The organism is Paracoccus liaowanqingii, assembly GCF_004683865.2.
Taxonomy (GTDB): domain Bacteria; phylum Pseudomonadota; class Alphaproteobacteria; order Rhodobacterales; family Rhodobacteraceae; genus Paracoccus; species Paracoccus liaowanqingii.
In genome coordinates, this window is sequence record NZ_CP038439.1 from 52,539 (window position 1) to 66,129 (window position 13,591).

A 13,591-nucleotide genomic window follows, 5' to 3' on the forward strand; every position below is an offset into this window, starting at 1 on the left:
CGATCTTTCGGAGGATACCACATGATGCGCCGCACCCGCCGCACGACGACAAGCCTGACTGCCCTTGCCGCCACCGGATTTCTGGCCGGCGCCGCCTGTGCTCAGGACATCAACACCACCGAACCGAACGGGGCCGCCTATGACCAGACCCCGGCCTTCGAGGGCCAGACCCGCGCCCCGGCGCTGGAGGGCGACGTGGCCCTGCAGCAGACCGTGCTGGCCGAGGGGCTGGAGCATCCTTGGGGTCTGACCGAACTGCCCGACGGCAACTGGCTGGTGACCGAGCGTCCGGGCCGCATGCGCATGGTCGCGCCCGACGGCACCCTGTCCGAGCCGATCTCGGGCCTGCCCGAGGTCGACGCCCGTGACCAGGGCGGTCTGCATGACGTGTCCGTCGCCGAGGACTTCGCCGACACCCGCCGCGTCTGGTGGACCTATGCCGAGCCGCGCGGCGATGGCGAGAACGCGACCGCCGTCGCGACCGGCATCCTGTCCGAGGACGGCAGCGCGCTGGAGGATGTGCGGCGCATCTGGCAGCAGCAGCCGGCATGGGCCTCGACCAAGCATTTCGGCGCCCGCATTGTGCATGACGGCGAGGGGAACATTTTCGTCGGCCTGGGCGAGCGGTCCGACCCCGAGCCGCGCGTCTATGCGCAGGATCCGCAATCGACCTTGGGCAAGATCGTCCGCATCGACGCCGAGGATGGCAGCCCCGCCGGCGCCGGCATCGAGGGCGCCCTGCCCGAGATCTGGTCGATGGGCCACCGCAACATCCAGGGCGCGGCCATGGGTCCCGACGGGCAGCTGTGGATGAACGAGCACGGTCCGCAGGGCGGTGACGAGCTGAACGCCATCGAGGCGGGCCTGAACTACGGCTGGCCCGAAGTGACCTATGGCGTCGACTACAGCGGCGCCGAGATGGGCGTGACCGAGATGGAGGGGACCGAGCAGCCGGTCTATTACTGGGATCCCTCGCCCGCGATCAGCGGCATGGCCTTCTACGAGGGCGACATGTTCGCCGACTGGCAGGGCGACGCCCTAATCGGCGGGCTGCGCTCGGGTGACATCATCCGCCTGAACATCGAGGATGGCATGGTCACCGGCGAGGCCCGCCACGCGACCGGCATCGGCCGCGTCCGCGAGGTCGAGGTGGCCAGCGACGGCGCGCTGATGGTCATCACCGACGAGGAGAGCGGCCAGTTGATCCGCATCACCCCCGAGGGCTGATCGCATCATCACCGGCACGGACGAGGGCGGCCCGCTTGGGTCGCCCTTTTCCGTTGCCGAGACCTCAACGCCCGAACAGCCGCTCGATGTCCGAGAGGGGCAGCTTGACCCAGGTCGGGCGGCCATGGTTGCACTGGCCCGAGCGCGGGGTGCGTTCCATCTCGCGCAGCAGGGCATTCATTTCATCCGCGGTCATCCGGCGGCCCGAGCGGACCGAACCGTGGCAGGCCATCGACGACAGCACCGCATCGATGCGCGCCTGCAGCCGGTCGGAGGTGCCCTGATCGGCCAGATCGTCCAGGATGTCGCGGATCAGCGCCCGGCCGTCCAGCCGCGCCAGCATCGCGGGCACCTCGCGCAGCGCGACGGCGCCGGGGCCGAAGGGCTCGATCACCAGCCCTAGGGCAGCCAGATCGGCGGCGATGGCCAGCAGCCGGTCGGCCTCGGTCGGGGACAGCTCCACGATCTCGGGGATCAGCAGGGCTTGGGCGGGAATGCCGCTGTCCTGGGCCTGTGCCTTCAGGCGTTCATAGACCAGACGCTCATGCGCGGCATGCTGGTCCACGATCACCATGCCGTCGGCGGTCTGGGCGATGATGTAGTTCTCGTGGATCTGCGCGCGGGCGGCGCCCAGGGGCACGTCCGGGCTGGGGGGCGTGTCGTCGAGGACCGGCTCGAACCGGGCCGAGGGTGTCTCGGCAAAGCCCGGCGCGGGCATCTGCAGGTCCAGCGCGGCCCGGATCGCCGCCCCCGAGGGGCGTTCGCTGTGCCAGGCGGGGACCGGCCTGTGCGTTTGGGGTGCCCCCGTTCGAGCGCCGAGAGGCTCGGGCTGCAGCGCAGCCAGCGTCGCGGTGCCGCCGGTGGACGCGGCGCGGTGCCCCGCCCCGGCCATCGCATGGCGCAGCGCGCCGACCAGCAGCCCGCGCGCCACCTGCGGGTCGCGGAACCGCACCTCGGCCTTGGCGGGGTGGACGTTGACGTCGACCAGCTGCGGGTCGCAATCCAGATAGAGGACCGCCGCCGGATGCCGTCCCGGCGCCAGCACGTCCATGTAGCCCGCCCGCAGCGCCCCGGTCAGCATCTTGTCGCGGACCGGGCGGCCGTTGACATAGAGGTGCTGCGCCACCGCCGCGCCGCGCGAATATGTGGGCAGCGCTGCAAAGCCGGTCAGCGCGATCCCGTCGCGTTCGGCATCCATCGGCAGGGCGTTGTCGATGAAGTCCACGCCCATCAGCCGGGTCACGCGGGTGGTCAGGGCGCCGAACAGCTCTCCCTGCTCGGCATCGGCGCGGAAGATCTCGCGCCCGTCGGCACTCAGCGAGAAGCCGACATAGGGCTCGACCATCGCCAGGCGGCGGACGACCTCGGCCACGGCCTGCGTCTCGGCCCGTTCGGTGCGCAGGAACTTGAGCCGGGCGGGGGTGGCGAAGAACAGGTCGCGCAGCTCGACCACGGTGCCGGGATTGGCCGCCGCCGGGCGGGGCGGCGTCAGGCGGCCCCCCGTGACGGCGATGACCGCGCCCTCCGCCCCGGCCGCGCGCGAGGTGATGGTCAGCCGCCCCACCGCGCCGAGCGAGGGCAGCGCCTCGCCCCTAAACCCGAAGCTGGTAATGGCCAGAAGGTCCGAGCCGTCGATCTTGCTGGTCGCATGGCGCGACAGGGCGAGGGGCAGATCCTCGGGCACCATGCCGCAGCCGTCGTCAGTGACCCGGATCAGCCGCTTGCCGCCCTCTTCGATGGCGATCTGGATGCGGGTGGCGCCGGCATCGAGCGCGTTTTCCACCAGCTCCTTGACTGCCGAGGCCGGACGTTCGACCACCTCGCCCGCCGCGATGCGGTTGGCGGTGGTCTGATCCAGCTGGCGGATCACGGGACGGCCTGCGCGCATCTGGGGGAGGGGGTGGGTCATGCCCCCAGATCTAGCAGCAGATCCCGCCGGCGACCAGAGATTCGGGGCGGGATGCCGTCCGGTCGCGGGGTCCGGCGGAGGGGTGGTCGGGGGGCGCTGCCCCCCGTCCTGCGGACTCCCCCCGGGATATTTGCGGCCAAGATGAAGGGGCGCGGGGCCGTGGCTCAGTTCGTGGCGGCGTCGTCCGCGATCCCCTCGGGGCGGCCCACCAGCACGAAGCGCAGGGCCTCGGGGTCCAGGAGGCGCCCGGCGACGCGGGCCACGTCCTCGGCCGTCACCGCCTCGACCCTGTCGTTGCGGGTGTCGATGTAGTCGATCGGAAAGCCGATCAGCTGCATCCCCGCCAGGATGGAGGCGATGCGCCCGTTGCCGTCGAAGCGCAGCGGGTATTCGCCGGTCAGGTAGGTCTTGGCGTCGGTCAGCTCGCGCTCGGTCACGCCCTCGGACATGCGGGCCCATTCGGCACGGATCAGGTCGACGGCCTCGGCGGTGGTGGCGTTCGAGCCCGACATGCCGCCCTGCCAGGTCTGGCCGTAGAGCCCGGTGGCCAGGGCGGTGCCCACCCCATAGGTCAGGCCGCGCTTTTCGCGGATCTCGGCCATCAGGCGCGAGCTGAAGCCGCCGCCGCCCAGGATGTGGTCGGCGACATAGGCCGCGAAGTAATCGGGATCGTCGATGGCGATGCCCGGCCCGGCGAAGGACACCACGGTCTGCGGGCTGTCCCAATCGATGACGGTCGTCCCGCCGGTCAGCTGCAGCTCGGCCTGGTCGGGCAGGGGCGCGGTGGCGTCCTGGGGCAGACCGCCCAGGATGCGGTCCAGAAGCAGGCCCAGATCCTCGGCCGAGATGTCGCCCGCCGCCCCCACGACCACCCGGTCGCGGGCCAGCACGCGGTTCTTGGCCGCGACCAGATCCTGGCGGTTCAGCCCGGCCACGCTGTCGGCGGTGCCGTTGATCGAGGTGGCATAGGGGTGGTCGCTCCAGGCCTGGCGGGCCATCTCCTTGGCGGCGATGCTGCCGGGGTCGGTGGCCTCGGACCGGATCACCGCCTGGACCTGGGCGCGGACGCGGTTCAGCGCATCCTCGTCGAAGCGGGGCTGCGCCAAGGCCTGCGCCAGAAGGTCGCCGGCCTCGTCGCGGGTCTCGGTCAGCGCGCGGAAGCCCACCGAGACGGTGTCGTCGCCGGCACGGAAGGACAGCTGCGCGCCCAGATCCTCGACGGCCTGGGCGAATTGCGTGGTGTCGCGGCGGCCCGCCCCCTCTTCCAGCAGCGAGGTCATCAGGTTGACCGCGCCGCGCTTGTCGGGGGCGTCCATGCTGGCGCCGCCGCGGAACTGGATGTCCAGCGCGACGAAGGGGATGCTGTCGTCCTCGACCAGCCAGGCGCGGATGCCGCCCGGAGAGGTGACGTCCTGGATCTCGATCGCCTGCGCCGGAAGGGCCAGCAGGGCAAGGACGGTGGCGATGGCGGCACGGATCATCCTTGCACCTCGGGGCTGGTCTGGGTTTCGGGCAGGGGTGCGTCGCCGGGCATCGGCGCAGGCGCGTCGGCCGGCATCTCGGCGGGCATCGGGGTGGCGGGCGCCTCGGGGCCCGGGTCGGCGGCGGCAACGGCCTCGGCGGGCAACAGCCAGCCGGTGACGGTGCCGCGATCCGACAGGACCTCGCGCGCGGCGGCCATGACCTCATCGGCGGTGACGGCGCCCAGGATGTCGGGCCAGTCGGTCACGTCCTCGACGGTCAGGCTGGTCGACAGGCCCTGGCCATAGTCATAGGCCCGGCCATGCGCCGAATCGCGGGCATAGATCTGGGCGGCGCGCAGGCGCGTGCGCACCCGGTCCAGATCCGCCTCGTCGACCCCGTCCGTCAGAAACTGCGCCAAGGCGTCGTCCAGCGCGGCCTCGGCCTCGGCGGGGTCCATGTCCTGCGCGGGGATCAGCGACAGGCGGAACTCGGTCGGGTCCAGCGACAGGCCGTCATAGCTGGCCCCCACCCACAGCGCCTTGCCCGGCAGCATCAGCCGCTGCGCCAGAACCGAGGTCTGCGCCGAGCCGCCCAGAAGATCGGCCAGCACGGTCAGCGCCGCCGCCTCGTCCTGATCGCCCGCGTTGCGCTCGGGCGCCAGCACGGCGCGGATCATCGTGGGCTGGGCCACGCGGGGGTCCGACATCTCGATCCGCCGCTCGGTCCGCTTGGGGGGTTCCTGCGGGCGCAGGCGGGGCTCGGCCTCGCCCTTGGCGGGGATGGGACCGTAATGCTCCTCGGCCAAGGCGCGGGCCTCATCGGGGGTCACGTCGCCCGCGATGACCAAGATCGCCTCGTGCGGGGAGTAATGCGTGTCGTACCAGTCGATCGCATCGGCGCGGGTCAGCGCCGCGATCTCGTCGCGCCAGCCGATGATCGGGCGGCCGTAAGGGTGGTTGTCATAGAGGATCGCGTTCATTTCCTCGGCGAACAGGGCCTGGGGGCTGCTGTCCACCCGCTGCGCGCGCTCCTCCAGCACGACCTGCCGTTCGGCCTGCCAGTCGTCGTCCGAGATCTGCAGGTTGGCCATCCGGTCGGCTTCCATCTCCATGATAAGGGGCAGGCGGTCGCTGGCGATGCGCTGGAAATAGGCGGTGAAATCCCACGAGGTGAAGGCGTTGTCGCTGCCGCCATTGGCGGTGACGGTCTGCGAGAACTCTCCGGGTTCCAGCGTGTCGGTGCCCTTGAACATCAGGTGTTCCAGATAGTGGGCGATGCCGGACTTGCCCGGCACCTCGTCGGCGGCGCCGATGCGGTACCAGACCATCTGCACCACGACCGGGGCGCGGTCATCCTGGATGACCACGGCCTCCAGCCCGTTGGGCAGGGTGAAATGGGTGATGTCCCCGGGCATCGCGTCGGAGGCGGGGGCAGCCTCGGCGGCCCCGGTGGGTTGGGCCGCCGCGGGCTGGACCTCGGGGGACGGGGTGTCGGGAGCCTCGGCGGGCTGGGCCAGCGCGGGCAGGGACGTGCTCAGGGCTAGGGCCGTGATCAGGGCGGAACGGAATGCGGGGCGACGCATGGGTGGGGCAACCTCCTCTTGCTGCGCCGAAACTTGGACCCCGGGCCGGGGCGGCGCAAGCGCCCTCGCGGGATTGTGCGGCGCCCGGAGCCATCCGTCGCGGCTGCCGGTGGGGCCATCGCCGCGCCCGGTCAGGCCGCCAGCCGCAGCGGCAGGCGACGCGGGCCGTGGGCCTGCAGCCCCGCCTTCCAGTCCGGCGCGCCCGCCGGCGCCAGATCCGGGGCGCGGGCCAGCAGGGCGGTGAACAGCACCTCCATGTTCAGCCGCGCCAGGTTGTTGCCCAGGCAGACATGGGGGCCCGCGCCGAAGGCCAAGTGCAGGTTCGGATGGCGGGTGATGTCGAAGGCATCGGCGCGCGCGAAGGCGGCCGGATCGCGGTTGGCCCCGGCATAGAGCAGCCCGAATTTCGTCCCCCGCGCCCAGTCCTGCCCGCAGATCGCCAGGTCCTGCGCGGCATAGCGGTGAAAGAAGGGCAAGGGCGCGGCAAAGCGGAACATCTCCTGCACGGCGCGGGGCATCAGGCCGGGATCCGCGCGCAGCAGGGCCAGCTGGTCGGGATGGGTCAGCAGCGCATGCAGCCCCGACCCCATCACGTCGATGGTCGAGCCATGCCCGGCATGCAGGATCTGCATGATCGTGGCGATCAGCTCGTCATGGGTCAGAAGGCCCGCGCGTTCCGCCCCGATCATCGCCGACATCAGGTCGTCGCGGGGCCGGGCGGAGCGCTCGGCGTGCAGATCCTCCAGCAGGACGGCAAAGAGGCGCGTCGCCTCCTCGGCGCGGGCCTTCTTCGCGGCGGTGCGGTCGATGTCGAAATAGCTGACCACCTGGTCGGACCATTCGGTCATCCGCGGGGCCAGCGCCGGGTCGGTGCCGATCAGATGGCCGATCACCTGCCCCGGCAGCAGCGCCGCCAGATCGGCCACGAAGTCGATCCGCCCGCGCGGGATCAGCCGGTCCAGCGCGCCGCCCACCCACGCGGTGACGAAGCCGCGCAAGGCCTCCAGCCGGGTCTTGGTGAAGAACGGGAATACCGCGCGGCGCAGCCGGTCGTGATCGGGGCCGTCCGTGTCCAGCATCGAGGTCTGCACGAAGCGTTCGTGGAACGGCATGTCGTGGAAGTTGCCCGCGACCTTCAGGCGCCGCACCTCGGCGGGCGGGGCGAAGGCGGCAGGGTCGCGCACCATGCGGCGGTCCAGCGCGAGGGCGCGGACATCCGCCATCCGCACGGCCAGATGCCCGTCGAAGCCCGGCCAGAAGGGCAGGCCCGGCTGCGCCCGCAAGGCGTCATAGGCAGGCCAGGGATCGGCCCCGAAATCCGGGGCCAGAGGGTCGAATACGGCAACCGTCATCTGGCGCGCGTTACTCGGCGGCAGGCGCGGGCGCGGTCGAGGTGATGGCCCCGGCGCGCTGCCAGCGCAGCTGCTCGGTCGCGGCGTCCAGCGCCATCGGGGCATAGGCGCGCTGATAGACGGGGGTGCCGGCGATCCGCTCCAGCGGGCGGCGGCCGTTGCGGGCGCGCCAGTCGGCATCGGCCTCGGCCAGTCGCGCGCGGATCTGCGGATCGCTGCCGCCGCGCCCGGCATGGGCCACCAGCGCCTGGTCCGGGGCGCCGACGCCACGGTTGGCCAGCCGCTCGGGGCTGCCGCCCAGGGCGGCGACCGCATCCCCCAGGGGGTTGGGGTCGGTGATGTTGGCGCCGCCCGGCGTGGGCGCGGGCAGCACGGCCAGATCGGGCGGCATCGCCAGGGACCGGGTCGGCAGGATGGCGAATTCGTCCGGACTGCTCTGGCCGGACTTGAAGTTGTTCAGGGTCGCGCCGCCCGAACAGCCTGCAAGGCCCAGTGCTGCCGCAAATCCGATCACCAGCGCGCTCGTCCGCATGTCTTGGTCCCCTTGTGCTCTGGCCCCGGTCTAGCCGGATTTTCCGTCGCCGTCACGACCCTCTCGGTCGGTCGGCGCAAAGAGGTCGGGCTGATGCGGCGCCGGGCGCGGGGCCTTCGGCGGCTCGGGGGCGGTGACAGGCGGGCGCTTGGGCTTGGGGGGCGTGCGCGCAAGGGCGGCGGGGGCCTCGGCCTTGGCCTGCGGCATCAGCACCAGTCCGATCGCGCCCGCGAAGATCGAGATGTCGGCCACGTTGAAGCTGTAGGGGTTCTGCCAGTTCGGCAGCGACATGTTCAGGAAATCGGCCACCGCGCCATAGAGGAACCGGTCCACCACATTGCCGAGCGCGCCGCCGATCAGCAGCCCCGCCGAGACGCGGGCAAAGCGCCCCAGGGCGGCACGCCAGATCCAGATCCAGACCCACGCACAGATCGCCAGCGCGATGGCGATCAGCACCCACCGCATGAAGTCCTGCCCCGAGGACATCAGCCCGAAGTTCACCCCCTGGTTCCACGCCATCCGCAGGTTCAGCCAGGGCGGCAGCACGTCGATGTTGCGCACGACGTCCAGGTTCAGGACATGCACGACCAGGTATTTCAGCGCCTGATCCACCACGAAGATCGCCGCCGCGACCCACGCGACCAGCCGCATGTCGCTGCGCGGCGGCCCTGCGGGGGTCTGGGGGGCCGCCGGGCGCGGCTTGCGCGGGCGGGGGGGCTTTGCCGCCCCCGGGGTGACCGGCGCGGCCATCAGTGGCGGAAATGGCGCTGGCCCGTCAGGACCATCGCCAGCCCAAGCCGGTTCGCCGCCGCGATCACCTCGTCGTCGCGCATCGATCCGCCGGGCTGGATCACCGCGCGGGCGCCCGCCTCGGCCAAGGCCTCGATGCCGTCGGCGAAGGGGAAGAACGCATCCGAGGCCACAGCGGACCCCACCGTCAGCGGCTGGTCCAGACCCATGGCCTGGGCCATGTCCTCGGACTTGCGGCGGCCGATGCGGGTGCTGTCCACGCGGCTCATCTGGCCCGCGCCGATGCCGACGGTCGCCAGGTCCTTGGCATAGACGATGGCGTTCGATTTCACGTGCTTGGCGACGGTCCAGGCGAACATCAGATCGGCCAGCTCGTCCTCGGACGGCTGCCGCTCGGTCACGATGCGCAGGTCGGCGCGCGCGACATGGCCGTTGTCGCGGCCCTGCGCCAGAAAGCCGCCCGCAACCTGGCGGAAGGTCAGGCCCTCCGCGCGGGGATCGGGCAGGCCGCCCGTGGTCAGCAGGCGCAGGTTCTTCTTGGCGGCGAAGATGCGCTTGGCATCCTCGTCGGCATCGGGCGCGATCACGACCTCGGTGAAGATCTTCACGATCTCCTCCGCCGTGGCACCGTCTAGCGGCCGGTTCAACGCGATGATCCCGCCGAACGCCGAGGTGCGGTCGCAGTCGAAGGCCCGCTTGTAGGCCTCCAGTGCGGACGCGCCCTGCGCCACGCCGCAGGGGTTGGCGTGCTTGATGATCGCGCAGGCTGGGCCGTGGGCCGCGTCGAACTCGGCGACCAGTTCGAAGGCGGCGTCGGTGTCGTTGATGTTGTTGTAGGACAGCTCCTTCCCTTGCCACTGGCGGGCCGAGGCCACGCCGGGCCGGGTCTCGCCGGCGACATAGAAGGCCGCCTGCTGGTGCGGGTTCTCGCCATAGCGCAGCCCCTGCGCCAGCGTTCCGGCGAAGGCCCGGCGCCGGGGCGTCGCCTCGCCGATCGCCCCGGCCATCCAGGTGCTGACGGCGGCGTCATAGGCGGCGGTGCGGGCATAGGCGATCTGCGCCTGACGCTGGCGGAAGGGCAGGGTGGTGGCGCCGTCATGCGCGTCCAGTTCGGCCAGCACGGCGTCGTAATCCTGGACGTCCACCACCACGGTGACGAAGCCGTGGTTCTTGGCCGCCGCCCGGATCATCGCCGGGCCGCCGATATCGATGTTCTCGATGCAGGTGTCGTAATCGGCGCCCTTGGCGACGGTCTCTTCGAATGGATAGAGGTTCACCACCAGCAGGTCGATGCCGCCGATGCCGTGCTGCTCCATCGCCGCGACGTGGTCGGGGTTGTCGCGCAGGGCCAGCAGCCCGCCGTGCACCGCCGGGTGCAGGGTCTTGACGCGGCCGTCCATCATCTCGGGGAAGCCGGTGATCTCGGCCACGTCGGTGACCTGCAGCCCCGCTTCGCGCAGCGCCTTGGCGCTGCCGCCGGTCGACAGGATCTGCACCCCGCGCGCCGCCAGGGCGGTCGCGAATTCGGTCAGGCCGGTCTTGTCGGAAACGGAGATCAGCGCACGCCGGAGGGCAACGGAAGCGGTCATGGGGGCCTCGTGTCTGGTTTGCCCCCGGTTACCGAAGCCCGGGCCGAAGGTCCAGCACGGATGCCCCCGAAGGGCCTCAGCGGCCGCCGAACAGCTTGCGGGCCAGACCGGCTGCGGCGACGATCATCACCGCCGTCCCGATCCCCGAGGCCAGCCCGCCGGCCCCGCGCGACACGGTGGTGGCGCTGCGGGTCCGCATGACGGCCTGCGCGATCTTCAGTCCCAAGGCGATATAGCTCAGTTTCATGCTGTCATCCTTTCGTGTCACGGCTGCTGGCGAAAGCCGCGACGGGCGGGGCGGGTTCCCTCACGAAGGCGTTCGCAGCCGGGCCATGTAGAACCCGTCCATGCCGCCCCGATCGGACCAGTAATCCGGGCGCAGGCGCAGCCCGCCCTCTTCGGTGATCCAGGCCGGGTCGATGCCGGGCAGGTCGGGGCTGTCCACGGTCACGCCGGGATGACGCTCCAGCGCCTCGGCCACCTGCACCTCGCCCTCGTCGGGGATCAGCGAGCAGGTGGCGAAGACCAGCCGCCCGCCGGGGCGCAGCAGGGTCAGGGCATGGTCCAGAAGCGCCGCCTGCAGCTCGATCAGCTCCGCGATGCCGTGGCCGTCGCGGATGAAGGGTAGGTCGGGGTGGCGGCGGATGGTGCCGGTGGCCGAGCAGGGCGCATCCAGCAGGATCGCGTCGAAGGGCGCCTCGGGGCGCCAGTCCAGCACATCGGCGGCGACCAGGTCGGCGGTCAGGCCGCAGCGGGTCAGGTTCTCGGTCACCCGGCGCAGGCGCCCCTCGCTGATGTCGACGGCGGTGACCCGGGCCCCGGCGGCTGCCAGCTGCAGCGTCTTGCCGCCCGGCGCGGCACAGAGATCCGCGATCCGCTCGGTCGGCTGCGGGTCCAGCAGGCGCACGGGCAGGGCGGCGGCGGCATCCTGCACCCACCAGTCGCCCGCCTCGAAGCCCGGCAGGGTCGAGACCTGCGCCGGTCCGGTCATCCGCCAGGATCCGGTCGGCAGCGCCTCGGCCCCCGGCACCGGCGTGGCGCCGGGCTTCAAGGTCAGGTCCAGGGGCGCGCCCTGCTGATGGGCGGCCTCGATCGCCTGCATCACCGCATCGCCATAGGCATCGACCAGCGGGCCGCGCAGCCAGTCGGGCAGGGGTTGCGGCGGCAGGTCGGCCCAGCCCTCAAACGCAGCGGCCTTGCGCAGCACGGCATTCACCATGCCCGCCGCCGCCTGACCCCGCGCGCCGAGCGTGCGGGTCAGGTCGACGGCGGCGCCGACGACGCCATGGCCGGGGGCGCCCAGCTCCAGCATCTCGACCACGGCCAGGCGCAGCACGTCGGCGATCTGGGGGGCGGGCTTGCGGTTGACCAGCCCCTCGATCACCCGGTCGGCGCGCCCCTGATGGCGCAGCGTCTCGGCCGCCAGCCGGGCCGCGCGGGCCTGATCGGCCACGGGCAGGCTGCGCAGCGCTCCGGTCTGGTCGCCAAGCGACCGCCCCTCGCGCACGCCCTGGATCAATCGCAATGCGCCCTTTCGCGCCATATCGCCGCCCGGCTTTGCCAAAACGCTTTCCTTTGCCTACATGTTGTTCAAGACTGGCCGCGACCCATACCCCCATTCGGGAGATGTTTCCATGAGTGATGACACCACGCTTCCCCCCGCCGCGCAGCGCGCCCTGGCCGAGGCCGAGGAACGCCGCAAGACCCGTGCGGGGCAGATCCTGCCCGTCGAATACGGCGGGCGCGATGGCCCCGAGGCCGTGCGCTATGGCGATTGGGAAAAGAACGGCATCGCGGTGGATTTCTGAATGGCCATGGACTGGCTGAAGGCCTCGGCCACCCAGCAGGGCCGCGCGATCCTGGCGGGCGTGCTGGACCCGATCGACCAGACCGAGGCCTATCTGGCCGCCGCTAAGGCCCATCCCGACAGCGCCCGCATCTTCGCCCGCCTGACGCCCGAGCGCGCGCGGTCCGAGGCCGTCGCCGCCCATGACCGCGCCAAGCAGGAGCGCCGCCACAGCCTGCTGGACGGCGTCGCGATCAGCTGGAAGGACAATATCGACAGCGGCGGCACGGTGACCGAGGCGGGTTCCAAGCTGCTGGAGGGGCGGGTGCCCCGCAAGGACGCCAACATCCTGGCCCGCGCGGCCCGGCGCGGCATGGTCTGCCTGGGCAAGACGCATCTGACGGAACTGGCCTTTTCGGGGCTGGGGCTGAACCCGGTGACGGCCACGCCGCCGAATGCGCTGGACCCGGACCTGGCGCCGGGGGGCTCGTCCTCGGGGGCGGCGGTCTCGGTGGCCTTGGGGCTGGCGGCGGCGGCGATCGGGTCGGACACCGGCGGATCGGTACGGGTGCCGGCCGCTTGGAACGGGTTGGTGGGCTTCAAGCCCAGCCACGGCGCGCTGCCCGAAAAGGGCGTGGTGCCCTTGGCGCGCAAGTTCGACATCGCCGGCCCCCTGGCCCGCAGCGTCGAGGATTGCGCGCAGCTGTTCGCCATCATGGCCGACCAGCGCGCCCCGGACCTCGAGGGGGCCGAGATCTCGGGCAAGCGGCTGATGGTGCTGGACGGGCTGCCCTATGACGGCGCCGAGCCCGGTCCCGTCGCGGCCTTCCAGGATGCGGTGGACCGGCTGGCCAAGGCCGGCGCCACCATCACCCATGTCACGACCGACTGGCTGGACCGCGCCCTGGCCCTGTCGCCGCAGCTGTTCGCGCCCGAGGCCTATGGCATCTGGCGCGCGCAGATCGAGGATGCGCCCGAACTGATGTGGAAGCCGATCCTGGACCGGTTCCGGGGCGGGGCCGAGGTCAGCGGGCCGGATTACGTCGCCGCGTGGGAAAGCCTGATGCGGGTGCGCCGCAAGTGGATCAAGGAGGTCGTGGGCGGCTATGACGCCGTGCTGGTCCCCACCGTGCCGATCATGCCCCCCAACGCGCAGCGCCTGATGGAGGACGAGGCCGAATTCGTCCGCGCCAACCTGCTGACGCTCAGGAACACCCGCATCGCCAACCTGCTGGGCCTGCCCGCGGTCACGCTGCCGACCGGGCACCCGGCCTGCGGGATCTCGCTGATGGGCCATGCGGGCCAGGACCGCCATCTGCTGCGCGTGGCGGCAGGGGCCGAGGCCGCGTTGGATGTCGGGACGGCGTGACGGGGTCTTTGCTGGACGCAAGGTCGCGATC

The 13,591-nt window shown here is 71.7% G+C and carries 12 protein-coding genes; 3 read left to right on the top strand and 9 right to left on the bottom strand.

The window, feature by feature from the left end:
• The first annotated feature begins 21 nt into the window (after positions 1-21).
• Positions 22-1,227 carry a PQQ-dependent sugar dehydrogenase gene (locus E4191_RS00270; RefSeq protein ID WP_135311628.1) on the top strand — a complete coding sequence of 402 codons (1,206 nt, stop codon included), beginning with the start codon at positions 22-24 and terminating at the stop codon, positions 1,225-1,227.
• Positions 1,228-1,291: 64 nt separating this feature from the next.
• Here the strand turns inward: E4191_RS00270 and mutL are convergent, their stop codons facing one another.
• The 9 genes from mutL to E4191_RS00310 form a co-directional block, all read right to left on the bottom strand.
• Positions 1,292-3,136, bottom strand: coding sequence for a DNA mismatch repair endonuclease MutL (mutL, locus tag E4191_RS00275; protein WP_135311629.1), 1,845 nt, complete (start codon positions 3,134-3,136; stop codon positions 1,292-1,294).
• A 164-nt stretch (positions 3,137-3,300) separates the two neighbouring features.
• On the bottom strand, positions 3,301-4,617 hold the full coding sequence (locus tag E4191_RS00280) for a M16 family metallopeptidase (RefSeq protein WP_135311630.1): 1,317 nt from the start codon (positions 4,615-4,617) through the stop codon (positions 3,301-3,303).
• Positions 4,614-6,014, bottom strand: a complete 1,401-nt coding sequence (locus E4191_RS00285) for a M16 family metallopeptidase (protein WP_407947070.1) — start codon at positions 6,012-6,014, stop codon at positions 4,614-4,616. Before E4191_RS00285 ends, E4191_RS00280 begins: the two co-directional genes overlap by 4 nt.
• Positions 6,015-6,313: 299 nt before the next feature.
• Positions 6,314-7,534, bottom strand: a complete 1,221-nt coding sequence (locus E4191_RS00290) for a cytochrome P450 (protein ID WP_135311632.1) — start codon at positions 7,532-7,534, stop codon at positions 6,314-6,316.
• A gap of 10 nt (positions 7,535-7,544) precedes the next feature.
• Positions 7,545-8,066 carry a DUF3035 domain-containing protein gene (locus E4191_RS00295; RefSeq protein ID WP_135311633.1) on the bottom strand — a complete coding sequence of 174 codons (522 nt, stop codon included), beginning with the start codon at positions 8,064-8,066 and terminating at the stop codon, positions 7,545-7,547.
• Between the two features lie 30 nt (positions 8,067-8,096).
• Positions 8,097-8,816 carry a signal peptidase II gene (gene lspA / locus E4191_RS00300; protein WP_228461416.1) on the bottom strand — a complete coding sequence of 240 codons (720 nt, stop codon included), beginning with the start codon at positions 8,814-8,816 and terminating at the stop codon, positions 8,097-8,099.
• Complete coding sequence (gene purH / locus E4191_RS00305; protein WP_135311634.1) at positions 8,816-10,405, bottom strand: bifunctional phosphoribosylaminoimidazolecarboxamide formyltransferase/IMP cyclohydrolase; 1,590 nt, start codon at positions 10,403-10,405, stop codon at positions 8,816-8,818. Before purH ends, lspA begins: the two co-directional genes overlap by 1 nt.
• Before the next feature lie 76 nt (positions 10,406-10,481).
• Positions 10,482-10,652, bottom strand: a complete 171-nt coding sequence (locus E4191_RS23585) for a hypothetical protein (RefSeq protein ID WP_168217601.1) — start codon at positions 10,650-10,652, stop codon at positions 10,482-10,484.
• A gap of 60 nt (positions 10,653-10,712) precedes the next feature.
• Positions 10,713-11,948 carry an RsmB/NOP family class I SAM-dependent RNA methyltransferase gene (locus E4191_RS00310; RefSeq protein ID WP_135314249.1) on the bottom strand — a complete coding sequence of 412 codons (1,236 nt, stop codon included), beginning with the start codon at positions 11,946-11,948 and terminating at the stop codon, positions 10,713-10,715.
• A 91-nt stretch (positions 11,949-12,039) separates the two neighbouring features.
• Here E4191_RS00310 and E4191_RS00315 point away from each other — a divergent pair, with 91 nt between their 5' ends.
• Together E4191_RS00315 and E4191_RS00320 are read left to right on the top strand one after the other, a co-directional pair.
• Positions 12,040-12,213, top strand: a complete 174-nt coding sequence (locus E4191_RS00315; RefSeq protein WP_135311635.1) for a DUF1674 domain-containing protein — start codon at positions 12,040-12,042, stop codon at positions 12,211-12,213.
• A gap of 6 nt (positions 12,214-12,219) precedes the next feature.
• Positions 12,220-13,560: an amidase gene (locus tag E4191_RS00320; RefSeq protein WP_135314250.1), complete on the top strand. Its 1,341-nt coding sequence runs from the start codon at positions 12,220-12,222 to the stop codon at positions 13,558-13,560.
• Positions 13,561-13,591 lie beyond the last annotated feature (31 nt).

Bases quoted from the DNA above. Each gene is read 5' to 3' on its own strand.
- E4191_RS00270 (WP_135311628.1), top strand. From the start codon at position 22: ATGATGCGCCGCACCCGCCGCACGACGACAAGCCTGACTGCCCTTGCC.
- mutL (WP_135311629.1), bottom strand. From the start codon at position 3,136: ATGACCCACCCCCTCCCCCAGATGCGCGCAGGCCGTCCCGTGATCCGC.
- E4191_RS00280 (WP_135311630.1), bottom strand. From the start codon at position 4,617: ATGATCCGTGCCGCCATCGCCACCGTCCTTGCCCTGCTGGCCCTTCCG.
- E4191_RS00285 (WP_407947070.1), bottom strand. From the start codon at position 6,014: ATGCCCGGGGACATCACCCATTTCACCCTGCCCAACGGGCTGGAGGCC.
- E4191_RS00290 (WP_135311632.1), bottom strand. From the start codon at position 7,534: ATGACGGTTGCCGTATTCGACCCTCTGGCCCCGGATTTCGGGGCCGAT.
- E4191_RS00295 (WP_135311633.1), bottom strand. From the start codon at position 8,066: ATGCGGACGAGCGCGCTGGTGATCGGATTTGCGGCAGCACTGGGCCTT.
- lspA (WP_228461416.1), bottom strand. From the start codon at position 8,816: ATGGCCGCGCCGGTCACCCCGGGGGCGGCAAAGCCCCCCCGCCCGCGC.
- purH (WP_135311634.1), bottom strand. From the start codon at position 10,405: ATGACCGCTTCCGTTGCCCTCCGGCGTGCGCTGATCTCCGTTTCCGAC.
- E4191_RS23585 (WP_168217601.1), bottom strand. From the start codon at position 10,652: ATGAAACTGAGCTATATCGCCTTGGGACTGAAGATCGCGCAGGCCGTC.
- E4191_RS00310 (WP_135314249.1), bottom strand. From the start codon at position 11,948: ATGGCGCGAAAGGGCGCATTGCGATTGATCCAGGGCGTGCGCGAGGGG.
- E4191_RS00315 (WP_135311635.1), top strand. From the start codon at position 12,040: ATGAGTGATGACACCACGCTTCCCCCCGCCGCGCAGCGCGCCCTGGCC.
- E4191_RS00320 (WP_135314250.1), top strand. From the start codon at position 12,220: ATGGACTGGCTGAAGGCCTCGGCCACCCAGCAGGGCCGCGCGATCCTG.